Source organism: Cellulomonas humilata, assembly GCF_013359775.1.
In the GTDB taxonomy this organism is placed as follows: domain Bacteria; phylum Actinomycetota; class Actinomycetes; order Actinomycetales; family Cellulomonadaceae; genus Cellulomonas; species Cellulomonas humilata.
Genome location: NZ_JABMCI010000034.1, coordinates 1 through 16,179 on the forward strand (window position 1 = coordinate 1; position 16,179 = coordinate 16,179).

12 protein-coding genes, 1 tRNA gene and 1 pseudogene are annotated in these 16,179 nt (G+C 69.8%); 9 read left to right on the forward strand and 5 right to left on the reverse strand.

The window, feature by feature from the left end:
• From HP550_RS00625 to HP550_RS00640, 4 genes and pseudogenes are all read left to right on the forward strand, one after another.
• A pseudogene (locus tag HP550_RS00625) lies at positions 1–364 on the forward strand (hypothetical protein); the annotation flags it as partial.
• Between the two features lie 19 nt (positions 365–383).
• Positions 384–773, forward strand: coding sequence for a ribosome silencing factor (rsfS, locus tag HP550_RS00630; RefSeq protein ID WP_175345669.1), 390 nt, complete (start codon positions 384–386; stop codon positions 771–773).
• On the forward strand, positions 770–1,468 hold the full coding sequence (locus HP550_RS00635; RefSeq protein ID WP_175345670.1) for a histidine phosphatase family protein: 699 nt from the start codon (positions 770–772) through the stop codon (positions 1,466–1,468). The genes rsfS and HP550_RS00635 overlap by 4 nt, the downstream gene beginning before the upstream one ends.
• Positions 1,469–1,539: 71 nt before the next feature.
• A tRNA-Ala gene (locus tag HP550_RS00640) sits at positions 1,540–1,612 on the forward strand.
• Positions 1,613–2,172: 560 nt separating this feature from the next.
• On the opposite strand, the gene HP550_RS00645 is transcribed toward HP550_RS00640, so the two are convergent.
• Positions 2,173–2,706, reverse strand: coding sequence for a hypothetical protein (locus HP550_RS00645; protein WP_175345671.1), 534 nt, complete (start codon positions 2,704–2,706; stop codon positions 2,173–2,175).
• A 404-nt stretch (positions 2,707–3,110) separates the two neighbouring features.
• On the opposite strand from HP550_RS00645, the gene HP550_RS00650 reads away from it, so the two are divergent.
• Positions 3,111–3,947, forward strand: coding sequence for a glycosyltransferase family 2 protein (locus HP550_RS00650; protein WP_343047879.1), 837 nt, complete (start codon positions 3,111–3,113; stop codon positions 3,945–3,947).
• On the opposite strand, the gene HP550_RS00655 is transcribed toward HP550_RS00650, so the two are convergent.
• From HP550_RS00655 to HP550_RS00665, 3 genes are read right to left on the reverse strand one after another with little or no spacing between them, the layout of a single operon-like run.
• Positions 3,870–5,291 carry an MATE family efflux transporter gene (locus HP550_RS00655; protein WP_175345673.1) on the reverse strand — a complete coding sequence of 474 codons (1,422 nt, stop codon included), beginning with the start codon at positions 5,289–5,291 and terminating at the stop codon, positions 3,870–3,872. The genes HP550_RS00650 and HP550_RS00655 overlap by 78 nt on opposite strands.
• A complete protein-coding gene (locus HP550_RS00660) occupies positions 5,288–6,274 on the reverse strand; it encodes a phosphotransferase family protein (protein WP_175345674.1) in 987 nt (328 codons plus the stop codon). The genes HP550_RS00655 and HP550_RS00660 overlap by 4 nt, the downstream gene beginning before the upstream one ends.
• A gap of 52 nt (positions 6,275–6,326) precedes the next feature.
• Complete coding sequence (locus tag HP550_RS00665) at positions 6,327–7,358, reverse strand: LacI family DNA-binding transcriptional regulator (RefSeq protein WP_175345675.1); 1,032 nt, start codon at positions 7,356–7,358, stop codon at positions 6,327–6,329.
• A 351-nt stretch (positions 7,359–7,709) separates the two neighbouring features.
• On the opposite strand from HP550_RS00665, the gene HP550_RS00670 reads away from it, so the two are divergent.
• The 4 genes from HP550_RS00670 (at position 7,710) to lacZ (ending at position 13,898) form a co-directional block, all read left to right on the forward strand.
• Positions 7,710–9,029 (forward strand): ABC transporter substrate-binding protein, encoded by a 1,320-nt coding sequence (locus HP550_RS00670; protein WP_175345676.1) that lies wholly within the window; start codon positions 7,710–7,712, stop codon positions 9,027–9,029.
• An 87-nt stretch (positions 9,030–9,116) separates the two neighbouring features.
• Positions 9,117–10,091, forward strand: a complete 975-nt coding sequence (locus HP550_RS00675; protein ID WP_343047880.1) for a carbohydrate ABC transporter permease — start codon at positions 9,117–9,119, stop codon at positions 10,089–10,091.
• The gene (locus HP550_RS00680; protein ID WP_343047881.1) at positions 10,084–10,896 is read left to right on the forward strand and encodes a carbohydrate ABC transporter permease; all 813 of its coding nucleotides are present in this window, start codon (positions 10,084–10,086) and stop codon (positions 10,894–10,896) included. The genes HP550_RS00675 and HP550_RS00680 overlap by 8 nt, the downstream gene beginning before the upstream one ends.
• Complete coding sequence (gene lacZ / locus HP550_RS00685; RefSeq protein ID WP_175345677.1) at positions 10,893–13,898, forward strand: beta-galactosidase, LacZ type; 3,006 nt, start codon at positions 10,893–10,895, stop codon at positions 13,896–13,898. The genes HP550_RS00680 and lacZ overlap by 4 nt, the downstream gene beginning before the upstream one ends.
• A 40-nt stretch (positions 13,899–13,938) precedes the next feature.
• On the opposite strand, the gene HP550_RS00690 is transcribed toward lacZ, so the two are convergent.
• On the reverse strand, positions 13,939–16,011 hold the full coding sequence (locus tag HP550_RS00690) for a beta-galactosidase (RefSeq protein ID WP_343047883.1): 2,073 nt from the start codon (positions 16,009–16,011) through the stop codon (positions 13,939–13,941).
• Between the last annotated feature and the right edge of the window lie 168 nt (positions 16,012–16,179).

A 16,179-nucleotide genomic window follows, 5' to 3' on the forward strand; every position in this document is an offset into this window, starting at 1 on the left:
ACCCGAGGCAGCGCCCGGCGCGTGGGCGCCCACGGGGCTGTCGTCCGGCACCGTCCCGGCGCCCCGGGCCGGCGGCGAGCCTGCGGCACCCGTGTTCGCCGCGCCGCTCGGCGGTCGACCGGACCCCGTGCGTGACGGTGCCGCGCGGGACGACGACGACGACTACGACGACGACGAGGACGACGAAGAGCGCCCCCGGCACCCGTACACGTGGCTGCACCTCATCGTGCTCGCGCTCGTGGCGTTCGTCCTGGGCTTCCTGATCGTGCTCCTGCTCGGCAACACGACGGACGACGACCCCGGCTCCACCGCCGCGGTCTCCGTCACCCACTCCACGACCGGCCTCTCGGCCGGACCTGTCTGACCCCGAACCTAGGAGACCTGTGGCTGCGACCGAACGAGCGATCGAGCTGGCCCTGGCGGCCGCTCGTGCCGCGTCCGACATCAAGGCCGAGGAGATCATCGCGCTGGACGTCAGCGAGCAGCTGGTGCTCACCGACGTCTTCCTCATCGCCTCCGGCACCAACGAGCGGCAGGTCGGCGCCATCGTCGACGCCGTCGAGGAGGCGCTGTACAAGCTCGGCGCCAAGCCGATCCGGCGCGAGGGCAAGGCCGCCGGGCGCTGGGTGCTCGTCGACTTCGGCGACGTCGTGGTGCACGTCCAGCACGCGGAGGACCGGGTGTACTACGCCCTCGAGCGGCTGTGGAAGGACTGCCCCGTGATCGATCTCCCCGCCGACGCGCGGGGGACCGACGAGGGCGCCGACGCGTGACGGCGGGGCGCCTGCTCCTGGTCCGGCACGGCCGGACCGCGTACAACTCCGAGGCGCGACTGCAGGGTCAGGTCGACATCCCGCTGGACGCCGTCGGCCGCTGGCAGGCCCGCACGGCCGCCGCGCGCCTGCTGACACGGCACGAGCCGACGGTCATCGTCGCGTCCGATCTGAGTCGCGCGCACGAGACTGCGGGCTTCTTGGGGCGGGCGGCCGGGCTCGTCGTCGCCGTGGACGTCCGGCTGCGCGAGCGCGCGTTCGGGCTCTGGGAGGGCCTCACGGGCGAGGACCTGAAGCGCGACTGGGCCGACGAGTTCGCCGTCTGGCGCGCCGGTGGGCAGCCCGAGGGCGTCGGCGCGGAGACCCGTGCGGAAGTCGCTCAGCGCGCCCGGGAGGGGATCCTCGAGCACGCCGACGCGCTCGGCCCGCAGGACACGCTGGTCGTCGTCTCGCACGGCTCCGCCATCAGCTGCGCCGTCGGGGACCTGCTCGGTATGCCGACCGACTGGCACGGGTTCGCCGGCATGCTCAACGCGCACTGGACCGAGCTCGTCGCCACCCGCGGCGACTTCCTGCCTGCGTGGCGGATGGTCGGCTACAACCTCGGCCCTACCGACGCGTCGACCGACTGGAACGCGGGACCGGACACCACGCACGAGTCCGAGGCGGATGCCGAGACCCGGGACCCCGATTAGCGTTTGGGCCCGCGTTCGTTCTAAACTCTCCGAGCGCCTCCGGGCGTGAGTGATCCCCCTCGGGGGGTCGCGGGGCTGTGGCGCAGCTGGTAGCGCACCTGCATGGCATGCAGGGGGTCAGGGGTTCGAATCCCCTCAGCTCCACCGAAAGTGCTGGTCAGAGGCCACGCCAGGATCCTGAACACAGGAGCCTGACGTGGCCACTGGACACTTAATGGACACTTATCGGTCCGGACTCGACCTGTCAGGGTCGACTCTCGGGCCTCCTGCCGCGTGTTGGGCCATGCTCCGCACACCTGCTGGCATGGAGACCAATGTGACGTCGGCCACCGAGCCGGCGATGACCCCGTCTGAGCTCGCCGCCTACCTGTAGGTCAGCCCCCCGGCGCTGTACGACCTGCGCTCCCCGGGCCCGCGAGCCGCGCGGCTTTCGGGTCGGGCTGTGGCCGCGCTTCGGCCGCGCCGAGATCGCGGCGTGGCTCGCGCGACTGGGAGCCGCCGCCGGCGAGTGACACGCACCAAGCGCAGGCACGTGAGCCGGGGTCGATCGGGGACCGCGATCGGAACGTTCGATGGGACACTCGCGCTTCCCGGCCTTGGTGTTCGTCCGACGGGATCAATGTCTCGAGCGTCTCGTGCCCAGACGAGCTCGACTGGCTTGAGTTCCATCAGAGTGAGCCCGTGCCGTTCGACGTTCTCGGAACTCAGGCGTAGACCGGGAATGGTCCCTCGTCGCCTCCGGTTCCCCACGGCTCGTCGAACGCTCCGTCGTCGTCCAGCGTCTCCGGCGGCCGGCTTGGTGCGCCGAGCTCGCCGAGCTCGCCGATCGCTGCGCTGACGGCGTCGAACACTCGCGGCAGCTCGCGACGGAGCTCGCTCACCCGCCAGTCCGCGAGAGTCCCGTCGGGCTCGAAGACGAGCAGGGACAGCACTCCGTCGACGTGCGCATATGCGAGGGCAACGAGGGTCCACGACTGGTCCGGGAGGACGCGAGCCAGAACCTCCCGGTAGGCGGTCCATGCAGTGGTGTCCAGGAGCTTGACCTGTGGCAGGTCGGCTGGATCGCGCGAGCGTGTGGCCCTGATGACCGTCGCGAACGTGAGGAGCTCTGTCCCGACGAGGCGTGCGGCCGCTCGAGCGGCCGACTTGGTCGTGGAGCGCTCGCGCAACGTCAGGACCACAAGATTGAGCATTGCCCCGACGACGACGCCGATGAGTCCGAAGATCGCGCCTGTCATCTCTGACCACCCCTGGGCGGGCGCGCGCACGGGCGCGCTCAGGCACTACATCTACAAGGGGTCGACCGCGCAGCGCAAGGAACGTCCCCCTCTAGCTTGCCGAGCAGCGGCGGAGGGCTCAGTGGTCCTCGAGGGAGAACTCGTACCTCTTGCGGCCCGAGTTTCCGCGCCAGCGGGGCTCAGGGCGGAGATGGACGGGGCTGACGAGGTGGCCCCGTGCGGCTGCCCATTCGTGGCAGCTCGCGAGCGTTCCGACCGGTCGGGCGGGTCGCGATGGACAGAACATGGACACCTTGCGCGCCCACGGGCTCGAATATCGCCGAACGGGTGCACCGAGGCGGTGGATCCACGAGCACGTCGGTGCTCGCCGGCGGTCGGTCGTGCCAGCATGAGGCGTGCTGAGCGTGAGCGTGATCGTGACCGCGTTCGACCAGGGCGAACTGGTCGCCGAAGCGGTCGAGTCGGTCCTGCGCCAGACCCGCGTCCCGGATGCCGTCATCGTGGTCGACGACGGCTCGACCGACGACGAGTCGGTTGACGTCATCGAGCGGCTGCAGGGGGACGCTCGTGTCAGGGTGCTGCGTCAGTCCAACCGTGGGGTCGGCGCGGCCCGGAACGCGGGGATCGCCGCTGCGGCGACCGACCTCGTGGCCGTGCTGGACGGCGACGACCGCCTCGCGCCGACGTTCCTCGAGCGGACGGTCGCGGCACTGGAGGGCGACCCCGGCGCACGTGCCGCCTCGTCGTGGCTGCATGCGCACGGCGTGATCGACGCGGTCGTGCGGCCCGGCGGAGGGTCGGCGGTCGACTTCCTGCACCGCAACGCCTGCCCTGCGACCGCGGTGGTCCGCCGCGACGCCTGGCGTGCGTGCGGCGGCTACGACGAGGACATGCGCAGCGGGTTCGAGGACTGGGACTTCTTCCTGTCACTCGTGGGCGACGGCGGGCACGTCACCGTCGTACCCGAGCCGCTCATCGAGTACCGGACGGCGCCCGCCTCCGCGAACGTCCGCTCCATGGACCACCGGCTCGAGCTCTATGGCCGGCTCGTCGACAAGCACCACGCGGTCTTCGAGCGGCACGTGCGGGAGGTGCTCCTGGCGCTCGAGGCCCGCGCCATGGACGCCGCCGGACGGTGGGAGGACCTCGTGTCTGCGGACCGCTCACTGCCGGTCGGGGAGGTCACGTACGGCGACGGCGGCATGGCCGCGGCCGTCCGGATCGCCGTCCGCCGCGGCTGACCCCGCGGGGACGTCGAGTCGGCGCAGGACCAGGAGCGCGATGCCCGCGGAGACGAGCTCGCCCGCGGCCAGTCCGGTCCAGGTGCCGGTGGGGCCGGTGTGGCCGAGGGCGAGCACGAGCGGGATCTTGACGAGAAGGAGGGTTCCGACGGAGATGACGTAGGACGGTCGTGGTCTGCCCAGGGCCTGGAAGTACGCGGAGACCAGTGGTGTGACGCCGGCGGCGGCGAACCCGATCGCCAGGATGCGCAGAGCGTCGGCGGACTCGGAGCGGACGGCGGCGTCGTCGACGAACGCGGCAGTGATGGGCTCGGCGAGCAGCGCGACGGAGCCCGCGGCGACGGTGCTGTAGACGAGGGTGGCGCGCAGCGACAGGGTCCGGGCGCGTCGCACGCGTGCGGTGAGCCGGCGACCGGCGTTGTACCCGACGATCGGCTGCATCCCCTGGCTGATGCCGAGCTGCGGCATCGCGACGAAGGTCTGGATGCGGGAGCAGATCGCGAACGCGGCGAGCGCGGAGAGCGCCGTGGTGGCGGCGGCCACCCGGGACAGCGAGGTGTTGACGACCACGACGAGCAGGGTGGCGCCGAAGCCGGCGAGGAACGAGGGGGCGCCGATGCCCACGAGGGTGCGGACCGTCGGGAGGTGGGGACGCAGGTCGGACCTGCGGACGCGGTAGGGCCGGTGCCGCTGGGCGAAGAAGAACCACATGCTCATGGCGGCGGAGACGGCCTGGCCGCCGACGGTCCCCAGGGCGGCTCCACGGACGCCCAGGTCCAGGCCGAAGATGAGCAGCGGATCGAGGGTGATCTGGACGGCGACGGGGACCACCCAGAGCATCGTGGCGAACCGCATCCGACCCTCGGCACGGACGAGGCTGGAGAACCCGGTCGAGACGATCGCGCCGGCCAGGATGATCTGGGCGTACTCGCGTGCGTAGCCCAGGGTCTCGCCGTGGGCGCCGAGCAGCCGCAGGAGCGGCTCGAGCCCGGTCAGCCCGATCACCGTCGTCGTGACGGCGGCGGCCCAGAACACGACGAAGGCGTTCCCGGCCGCGCGTGCCGCTGTGCTCGTGTCGCCGGCACCGAGGTGCCGGGAGACGACCGAGGCTGCTCCGACGCCGAGGGCGGTCGAGACCGCGCCCAGCGCCAGGAGCAGCGGCGCGACGAGGTTGACCGCCGCCATCGCGGTCGTCCCGACGCCGCGGGCGACGAACCAGGCGTTGGTCAGCGCGTAGATCCCATAGACCCCGACCGCGATGGTGGTCTGGGTGCAGGCGTGCCACAGCAGGCGCCCGACGGGCCGTTCGCCCAGGGCGGCGGCATCGAGCGTGCGGGTGCTCACGGCTCGGTGAGCAGGCGCATCATCGTGTCGATCTGCTTGCGTGCCCAGTCGTACTGGGTGGGTGTCGTGTGTCCGCGGTACACGGTCTCGATCGCCATGATGACGACCAGGTGCAGGCAGTACAGGCCTCGGCGGGTCTGCTCCCTCGGGGTGAGCTGCTCCTGGCCGTAGCCGCGCATGAACGCGGTCGGGTCGCCGAAGTCGGACAGATAGGTGCCGGCGAAACCGGCCTCCATCAGCGGGTCCCCGTACAGGGCTCGTTCGTGGTCGATGATCGTGACGATCCTGCCGTCGCGCACCATGACGTTGGAGTCCCAGAGGTCCCACTCGACGAACCTCGGCTCGATGACCTCGTCGAGGACGTCTGCGTGCAGGGCGACGACCTTGCGGATCTCGTCGTAGTCCCGGCCGATGTCGACGCTCCGTGCCTCCCCGGCGGCAAGGACGTCCTCGACGAGGCCGGTGAACACGACCCGCCACGACGGGTCACCCGGGCCGGCGAGCGGTCCGAACCAGCTCCCGCGGATCGAGTTCAGCTCGCGGTTGGCAGCGCCGAGAGCCTCGTTGTACGCGGCGCGCCGCTCGGTGCCCAGGCCGTCGGTGATGATGCCGAAGTTCTCGGCGTCGACGAACGGCATGAAGAAGTAGTCGGCGTCGACGAGCTCGTGGCTCAGGTCGGCGTGGTCGACCTGCGGGACCGGGACGTCGGTGCGTGCCGCGATCAGCGCCAGCGCGTCGAGCTCGATGCGCATCGCGCCGCGCTCGGCGGGCATCACGGGCACGCCCCGCGGCGGCGCGATCTTCACGACCACGGCCCGGCCGTCGCGCAGCAGGATCCGGTAGGCGACGTTGAACCAGCCGTGCCCCAGCTCCTCGAGCCAGGTGTCCGGCTCGCCGGTGGGCACCTGCTCGGCGCCGTAGGCACGCTCGACCATCGCACGCAGCGTCGCGGGCGTCTGGCGGTTCTTCGTGATGCTCTCCATCGAGTCCTCATCGTCGTGCGGCGGGGCGTTCCAGGCGCCTCAACGTTCGGGTTCAGCGTGGAGGGGGTCCGGTGCTCGCCCGGACGACGAGCTCCGTGGGCACGACCGTCAGGGCCGGCGGTGGGACGGACCTCGACCGGAGCTGACCGACGACGAGGGTGATGAGGGCGCGGCCGATGGCATGGAAGTCCTGCCGGACGGTCGTCAGGGGCGGTGAGGTCCAGCCGGCGACGGCGATGTCGTCGAAGCCCACCACGGACACGTCGTCGGGCACGCGGCGACCGGCCTCGTGCAGCGCCCGCACCAGGCCGAGCGCCATCTCGTCGTTGGCGCAGAACACGGCGGTGACGTCGGGGTCGGCTGCGAGCCGAAGCCCTGCCTCGTAGCCGTCGTGCGCGCTCCAGTCTCCGTACACCGGCTCGGGTGGACGTATTCCGGCTTCCAGGAGACAGCGGCGCCAGGTGGCGCTGCGTACGAGGGCGTGCTCCGAGTCCCGCGGCCCAGCGAGGTGGTGCACGGTGCGGTGTCCCAGGCCGAGCAGGTGGCGCATGGCATCCTCGCTGCCCTGGACCTGGTCGGCGGTGACGGTGGGGTAGTGGCCCGCGAACTTGGAGAAGGACACCGCCACGGGCATGCCCGCGGGCAGCGCCAGCGTCGCCGGCGACGCCTGCTCGGCCCGCATGATGACGAGGCCGTCGATGGCCTGGTGCGAGATGCGGTGCGCTGCGTTGTCCCAGCTCTCCCGAGCGGGGTTGCGCACGTGGAGGAGCGTGACCGAGTAGTCCTCGAGCGCGGCGGCTTCGACCAGGGCCTCGACGGTAAGGGCTTCGCCGGTGCGCTGGAAGCCGGTCGAGAGCACCCCGATGGCGCCGAAGGTGCCGTTCCGCAGCGCCTGGGCCGCCCGGTTCGGCGAGTACCCGAGCTGGTCCATCGCGTGCACGACCTTCGCGCGGGTGCTCGGTCGGACCGAGTCGGCACCGGTCGAGACGCGCGAGACCGTCTGGGGTGAGACCCCGGCAAGACGCGCGACGTCGCCGATAGAAGGACCTGAGCGACGACGGCCAGGTGCTGACGCGGTTGTCATGGCGAGATGCTAGTGGGGATTCACGATGGTGACGTCACCATGTGCCGAACTTGCACAGCAGACCGTTACCAAAGCGTCGCCTAACGAGTCGATTCGCGCTGCTATGGTGACGTCACCAAACGCCGAACAGGGTCGAGCGACACAGATGTCGCTCGTGGTCGATGTGGACCAGACTCCACGGCGCAGAGCTGGTAGACCGCCTGACCTCAGCACGGCGCACGACCTCCACACAGCACAGTCGACCTGTCCCGCCCACCCGCCGCGACGTCGCGGAGGACGAGCGGGAGCCGGCGGCTCGGCGAGAGCCGGCGACGGTCCACGGGACGACCAACAGCACGAAGGGATCACCCGATGAAGAAGACACGCACGCTCGGGGCGCTGGGCGCCGTCATGTCGCTGAGCCTCGCTCTCGCCGCTTGCAGTGGCGGAGGTGGCGGCTCGGGCGAGGACGAGACGACTGGCGCGAGCGGTGGTACCGGCGACAACTCCTTGACGGTCTGGGCCTGGGACCCGGCCTTCAACATCTACGCGCTCGAGGAGGCCGAGAAGGTCTACCAGGCGGACCACCCGGACTTCACGCTCGAGATCGTCGAGACGCCGTGGGAGGACGTGCAGACCAAGCTGACCACGCTCGCCCAGTCCGGCGAGACCGACCAGCTGCCCGACATCTTCCTCATGCAGAACAACGCGTTCCAGAAGAACGTCATCAACTACCCGGACATCTTCGCCGACTTCGCGGACTCCGACGTGGACTTCAGCGAGTTCCCCGAGTCCGTGGTGTCGTACTCCACGTACGACGACGTCAACTACGGGGTGCCGTTCGACAACGGGACCGCGATCGGCGCGTACCGGACGGACCTCCTCGAGCAGGCCGGCTACACGGTCGACGACTTCACCGACATCACGTGGGACCAGTTCCTCACCCTCGGCAAGGACGTGCTGGCCAAGACGGGCAAGCCGATGCTCACCGGCCAGGCCGGCTCGGCCGACACGATCATGATGATGCTGCAGAGCGCCGGCGCGAGCCTGTTCGACGACGAGGGCAACCCGACCATCACCGACAACGACGCGCTGCTGGCCGCCATCGACATGTACGGGCAGCTCGTCGACGCGGGCGTCTTCGTCGAGGTCAACTCGTGGGACGAGTACATCAACACGATCGTCAACTCGAACACGGCCGGCATCGTCAACGGCATCTGGATCTCCGGATCCATCCAGTCGGCCGCCGACCAGTCCGGCAAGTGGGCCGTCACCAACGTCCCGAAGCTCGACGGCGTCGACGGTGCGACGAACTACACGGCGAACGGTGGGTCGTCCTGGGCGATCACCCCGAACGGCAACGAGGCGCTCGCCACCGACTTCCTCAACGCGACGTTCGCGGGCTCGACCGAGTTCTACGACACGATCCTCCCGGCCTCCGGTGCGCTCGCCAACTGGCTCCCCGCCGGTGAGTCGGACGTCTACAGCGAGCCGCAGGAGTTCTTCGGCGGGCAGCCGATCTACGCCGACGTCCTGACGTTCGCGGCAGAGGTGCCCAGCAACAACACGGGCGCCTACTACTACGAGGGGCGTGACGCCGTGAGCGTCGCCATCACCAACATCCTCAACGGCGCGGACCCGGCCTCCGCGCTCGAGGAGGCGCAGAGCACGGTCGAGTTCGCCATGGGGTGATCTCAGTGCGGGCGGCGGAGGCCTCCACGGCTCCGCCGCCCGCTACCCCGCCCAGTCCGTCACCGGCGAAGATGAGGTGAGCTGATCGTGTCCGCTCCCACCGCACCAACCGAGGACCGCGCATCCAGCGCACCACCCCCAGGGACGAAGGAGTCCCCAGGTAGTTCGAAGCGGGTACCCCTGTCGGCGATCGCGCGCCGCCGCAGCCTGACCGGGTGGTCGTTCATCATCCCCGCGGCAGCCCTCATCGTGCTGGTCAACTTCTGGCCGATGATCCAGGCGCTGTTCCTGTCGCTGCAGACGGGACGCGGCACCCGGCTGACCTGGGCAGAGCCGCTGTGGTTGAACTACCAGCGGCTGTTCGAGGACGAGACGTTCCGGCTGACGTTGAGCACGACGTTCATCTACCTGATCATCCAGGTACCGATCATGCTCACCATCGCCATGGTGCTGGCGAACCTGCTCAACGCACCGTGGCTGCGGTGGAAGGGGTTCTGGCGGACAGCGATCTTCCTGCCGTGCGCCGTCGGCCTCGTGTCGTACGCGCTGGTGTTCCGGCAGATCTTCGCGACGGACGGCCTCGCCAACGACCTGCTCATCAAGTTCGGACTGCTCGACGCCAACGTCAACTGGCTCGGCCAGACCGGCACCGCCCGGATGGTGATCATCCTCGGCCTGCTGTGGCGGTGGACCGGCTACAACATGATCTTCTTCCTGGCCGCGCTGCAGAACATCGACAGGTCGACCCTGGAGGCTGCCCGCGTCGACGGTGCGAACGGGTTCAAGACCTTCTGGTACGTGACCATGCCGCAGCTCAAGCCGATCATCCTGCTCTGCGCGATCCTGTCGACCAACGGAACGTTGCAGATGTTCGACGAGTCGTTCAACCTCACCAACGGTGGGCCCGGAAACACGACGATGACGGTGTCGCACTACCTGTACAACGTGTCGTTCCGCAACAGCCCGAACTTCGGGTACGCCGCTGCCATCTCCTACGCGATCTTGATCATCGTGGCCATCCTGGCCGCCATTCAGATGAAGGTGGGCGACAAGCGTGACTAAGACACAGCTTCGCCGGATCCCCGCATACGCGTTCCTGTCCCTCGCCGTCTTCCTGTCGGTCTTCCCGCTCTACTTCATGGCCGTCTCGGCGACGAACACGAGCAACGAGGTGGTGGCGTCCAAGCTGCTGCCGGGTAGCCACCTTCTCGAGAACTTCCAGACGCTCGTCGACTCCCAGCCGTTGGGGTCGGCGCTCTACCACTCGTCGGTCAACGCCATCGCGACGACCGTGCTCGCCCTGATCCTGTGCTCGATCGCCGGGTACGCGTTCGAGATCTACCACTCGCGGGCGAAGGACGCCGTCATGGCCATCCTGCTGCTGGCGATCATGATCCCGTTCGCGGCGACGATGATCCCGTTGTTCCGGCTCTTCGCGCAGCTGGGGATGGTGAACTCGACGTTCGCGGTCATCGTGCCCCTGATCGCGACGCCGTTCCTGATCCTGCTGTTCCGGCAGGCCTCGCGGTCGTTCCCGCACGAGATCATCGAGGCGGCGCGCCTCGACGGGCTGGGCGAGGTGAGCATCTTCGCGCGGATCTACCTGCCGACGATGAAGCCCACCCTTGCGGCCGCGGGTGTCATCACCTTCCTGTTCTCGTGGAACAACTTCCTGTGGCCGAAGGTGATCCTCGTCGACAACGCGTACCAGACCCTGCCGATGCTGCTGTCGAACATGCGCGCCGGGTACGTCACCGACTACGGGAGCCTCATGCTCGCCGTGTTCATCGTGTCGGTGCCGACGATGGTCGTCTTCCTCGCGCTGCAGCGCCACTTTGCCGAGGGCGTCACGGGGGCCATCAAGTGACCTTCGACCTCAACCGCATCGCCGACCCCGAGTACGTCCTGGAGAACCGGCTCGACGCGCACTCCGACCACCGGTGGTTCGCCTCCGCGCAGGAGGCGGCGACCGGGACGAGCTCCTTCGAGCAGTCGCTGAACGGGCTGTGGAAGCTGCACTACGCGAAGAGCCCCGCCCTCGTCGTCCCCGGCTTCGAGCGCGTGGACGTCGACGACTCCGGCTGGGACGACGTGCCGGTGCCGGCTCACATCCAGCTGCTCGGCTACGACCGCCCGCAGTACACCAACGTGCAGTACCCGTGGGACGGCTACGAGCAGGTCGAGCCGGGGCAGGTTCCCCAGCGGTACAACCCCGTGGCGACGTATCGTCGGACGTTCACCCTCGAGCACCCGCTCGAGCCCGGTGAGCGGCTGAGCGTGAGCTTCCACGGTGCGGAGAGCGCCGTCGCCCTGTGGCTCAACGGCACCTACGTGGGCTACGGGACGGACTCCTTCACCCCGTCGGAGTTCGACCTGACCGACGCTCTGGTCGACGGTGAGAACGTCATCGTGGCCCAGGTGGTCCGGTGGAGCGCCGGGTCGTGGATCGAGGACCAGGACTTCTTCCGGTTCTCCGGTCTGTTCCGGGACGTCGTCCTGTACCGCCGGCCGGCCGTGCACGTCGAGGACGTCCGGGTGGTGACCGACGTCGCCGACGATCTCTCCGAGGCGACGGTGCGCGTGCGCGTGGTCCTGGCCGGCGACGGCCACGTGGACGCCCGGATCGCCGGTGCCGGACAGCTCACCGGCGACGACGAGCTCGTGCTCCGCATCGAGAGCCCGCGGCTGTGGAGCGCGGAGGACCCTCACCTGTACGACCTCACGCTCGACGTGCACGACGCGTCGGGCCGCCTGACCGAGCACGTCCCTGTGCGGGTGGGTGTGCGCCGGTTCGGCATCGAGGACGGCGTGCTGAAGGTCAACGGTTCGCGCGTGGTCTTCAACGGGGTCAACCGGCACGACTTCGGCCTCCAGGGTCGCGTGATGACCCGCGAGCAGACCGAGGTCGACATCCGGCTCATGAAGCGGCTGAACATCAATGCCGTACGCACCAGCCACTACCCGAACAACTCCTACTTCTACGAGCTGTGCGACGAGTACGGCCTGTACGTCATCGACGAGATGAATCTCGAGTCGCACGGGATGTGGGACCGCGTGAGGTTCGGTGGGGCGGGGATCGAGGAGGCGCTGCCGGGGGACCGCCCCGAGTGGCTGCCCACCCTGCTCGACCGCGCCGCGAGCATGCTGGAGCGGGACAAGAACCACGCGAGCGTGGTCATGTGGTCGTGCGGCAACGAGTCGTTCGGTGGCACCACCATCCTGGAGGTCGCGGAGTACTTCCGTCGCGAAGACTCCCGGCCGGTGCACTACGAGGGCGTCCACTGGGACCCGCGCTACCCGCAGACGACCGACGTCGTCTCCCGGATGTACGCGCCGGCCAGCGAGATCGAGGAGTTCCTCGCGACGCACCGCGACAAGCCCTACCTGCTGTGCGAGTACGCGCACTCGATGGGCAACTCGTTCGGGGCGGTCCACAAGTACGTCGACCTGGCCTACCGCGAGCCGCTGTTCCAGGGCGGCTTCATCTGGGACTTCGCGGACCAGGCGCTCCGGCGCACCGACCCCGCTGGGCGCGAGTTCTTCGGCTACGGCGGTGACTTCGGTGACGCGCCGCACGACTCGGACTTCAGCGGCAACGGCATCGTCTTCGCCGATCGCACCCTCAAGCCGATCGCCCAGGAGGTGCGCTACCTCTACCAGGGCTACCGGCTCTCGGTGGGCGACGACAAGGTCACGGTCGAGAACCGTCACCTCGCGACCCCGTCGTCGGCGCACGAGTGCGTGGTCACCCTCGCCCGAGAGGGCCGGGTGCTCCAGGAGGAGGTGCTCGAGACCGACGTCGCCCCCGGTGCCTCGCAGGTCTACGCGCTCCCGCTCACGGTGCCGACCGCACCCGGGGAGTACACCGTCGACGTGTCCTTCCGACTGCGTCGGACGACGCGCTGGGCGTCGGCCGGGCACGAGGTGGCGCACGAGCAGACCGTGGCGCTCGTCCGGGGCGCCGTACCGGCCCGCCGGGCCCCGGTGCCGGAGGTCATCGACGGCATCCACAACGTGGGGGTGCGGGGGCGGCACTTCACCGTGTTGTTCTCCCGGCTGTACGGCGGGCTGGTCTCGTACCGCTACGGGCTGACGCACGACGGAGGCCGCGAGCTGCTGCGCTCGATGCCCCAGCCCAGCTTCTGGCACGCACCCACCTCCAACGAGCGCGGGTGGGGCGCCCCTGCGCAGGACGGGGCGTGGCTTCTCGCCAGCCGGTATGCGACGGCCGTCCGCGGCCCCGACCAGCCCGCGGTCGAGCAGACCGACGACGGCGTGCGCGTGAGCTTCCGGTACGAGCTGCCCACCGCACCGGCGGGGGAGTGCGAGCTCTCCTACCTCGTGGACGGTGACGGTCGCGTCGAGGTGACCCTCACGGTGCGACCCGGGGCGGGGTTGCCGGACATGCCGGAGCTCGGTCTCCTCCTGGCGACCGACGACGCGTTCCACCGCCTGCGCTGGTACGGGGACGGGCCCGAGGAGTCCTATGTCGACCGCCGAGCGGGCGCTCGGCTGGGTGTGTGGGAGGCCGACGTGCGTACCGCGCTCACGCCCTACCTGCGTCCGCAGGAGGCGGGCAGCCGGACGGGCGTCCGCTGGGCGACCGTCACCGACGAGCGAGGGGCGGGCCTGCGGCTGGAGTCGGACCAGGGCATGGAGCTCTCGGCCCTGCCGTGGACGCCGTTCGAGGTCGAGAACGCCGCGCACCACACCGAGCTGCCGCCGATCTACCAGACCGTCCTGCGGCCGGCTCTCCAGCGGCGCGGGGTCGGCGGCGACGACTCCTGGGGTGCGCAGACCCATGCCGAGTACCGACTGCCCACGGACACCGAGCTGACGTTCCGGTTCGCCTTCCGCGGGCTCCTGTAGGTCCGGCCCGGGACAGCGCCGTGAACGGCGTCGGACCGCATCAGCGTGCTGCGAGTCGGCGCACCTCCTCGAGGATGGTGAGGTCCCAGGCGCCGATGGTGAGGTCGGTGCCGTCCTCGACGCTGACACCGTCGAGGACGCACCGGGCCGTGACGGGGCTCGTGACCTGCACCGGGCTGTCGGAGTAGTTCAGGAGGTAGGTCAGCGGCGCTCCGGCGGAGTTCACGCCCCGGCGAACGGTGACGGTTCCGGCGAGCTCCTGCGGCCAGTCCCACAGGCCCGCGTCGCGTACCGCCAGGGCGAGCACCTCGCGGACCAGGGCGGGACCGGTCATGGTGCCGAGGTGGATCGCCGTACCGGCCCCCGCGCGGTGCCGGGTCACGGCCGCCTGACCGCCCCACGCGGGATGGTCGTACGACGCGAGCACCTCCGCGCCGTCGGGCTGCAGGAGCTCCATGAAGCGCAGTGCGGAGCGCTCGTCGGGGCTCAGCGCGGCGGCGCCGGGGGTGGCTGCCAGGTCGCCGTGCAGGGTGAGGCGCACGTCGACCGGGACGGTGAACTGGTTGTACGTGAGCCCGAGAACCTCCGTGAGCGAGTGGGGCTGCTGGTCGTGCCAGACCGTGACGTGCTCGTCGGCGACGAACGACTTGAACGTCGAGACCAGGTGGCCGCCGTCGCCGACGAACGCGCCCAGCCGCTGCAGCGTCGACTCGGGCGCCGAGTACAGCGCCGGGACGACGACCATCGCGTACCGGCCGAGGTCCTCGGTGTCGGCGGAGACGAAGTCGCACTCGACGTTCAGCTCGAACAGGGCGTCGTACACCCAGCGGAGCACGTCGTTGTAGCCGATCGAGGGGCCGCGGAAGGCGGGGAACCCGGTCTCGACGCTGAACCACGTCAGCGCCGTCAGGGCCTCGTTGCTGACCATGACCGCGACCCGGTTGGACTTGCGCAGGTGCACCAGCGACCGCCCCACCCGCCGGAGCTCAGCACCGATGACGGCGGCCTCGTCGTAGGTGGGGTTCGCCTGGAGGTCGTGGCTGAGCAGCCCGCGCCAGTACGTCTCGAAGGAGTTGTGGATGGAGTGCCAGTGCCAGTACATGACGGCGTCGGCGCCGCTCGCGAGGTGGCTGTAGGCCTGCAGCCGCAGCTGGCCCGGATAGGGCAGCCAGGCCGGCTGCCCTTGGGCCTGGGTCTCCAGCACGAGGTAGTTCGCGCCGCCCTTGATCGAGCGGGTCATGTCCCCACCGAACGCGATCTCCTTGCCGGTGAGCGCGGACTGCGTGGGGTGGTAGATGTCCACGCCGGCGATGTCTACGCACGCCGCCGCGCGGAAGTGGTCGACGGCCGGCTGCAGCCCGTAGGACCAGCCCGGCCCCCAGTCGAAGTCGAAGTTCTGGGTGAGGAACTGGTCGTCCCGCGCGTACTCGCGCACGATCGCGGCCTGCCAGGCGAGGAACTCCTCCACGAGGGAGCGACGGAACCTGTCGAACGAGGCGGCCAGGGAGCCGTTGATGGTGCCGCGCACGTCCGGGAAGTCCTCCCAGGCGTCGACACGGTTGGACCAGTAGTCCAGGCCGAAAGCACGGTTCATCGCGTCGACGTCGTCGTCGAACGTCGCGCGGAGGTGCGTGACGAACGTGCGTTGCACGTCCGCCGAGGCGACGTCGTAGTACTTCGTCTCGTTGTCGAGCTGGAAGCCGATGACGGCACTGCGGTGCGCGGTGTGCTCCAGGAGCGCGCGGATGACCCGCTCGGAGTGGAAGAGGTAGGCCGGGTGGGTGATGTTCATGATCTGGCGCGCCCCGTAGCGTCCCTGGCCCGTGCTCGTCTCGGCGAGCACGTCCGGGTGCGACGTCACGAGCCACGCCGGCACCGCGTAGGTGGGGGTCCCGACGATGACGTGGATGCCGGCGGCCTCCATGGCGTCGAGCGCCCGGTCGACGTGCGTGAAGTCGAACACGCCGGGCTGCGGCTCCACCGTGCTCCAGGTCGACTCGGCGATCCGGACCACGTTGAGGTTCGCCGCCTGCAGCATCGCGACGTCGGTGTCGATGCGGTCGGTCGGCATGTACTCGTCGTAGTAGGCGGCGCCATACAGGATCTCGTCCACGTGTGTCCGGCCTCCGAGCCTCGGTCCGAGCGCGCAGGTCGATCTCGGCCTGCGCGACGCTACCTCGACCGAGCTCGATCATCCCCTGCCGCTGCCGTTCCTCGCCCTGCGGCGGTGCGGGAAGGTCGATCTCGTTGCCTGCGAGGTCATGGCGTGGTTTGGGACGCC

Coding starts and splice junctions, on each gene's coding strand:
- HP550_RS00645 (WP_175345671.1), bottom strand. CDS start 2,706: ATGACAGGCGCGATCTTCGGACTCATCGGCGTCGTCGTCGGGGCAATG.
- HP550_RS00660 (WP_175345674.1), bottom strand. CDS start 6,274: ATGGAGAGCATCACGAAGAACCGCCAGACGCCCGCGACGCTGCGTGCG.
- HP550_RS00665 (WP_175345675.1), bottom strand. CDS start 7,358: ATGACAACCGCGTCAGCACCTGGCCGTCGTCGCTCAGGTCCTTCTATC.
- HP550_RS00670 (WP_175345676.1), top strand. CDS start 7,710: ATGAAGAAGACACGCACGCTCGGGGCGCTGGGCGCCGTCATGTCGCTG.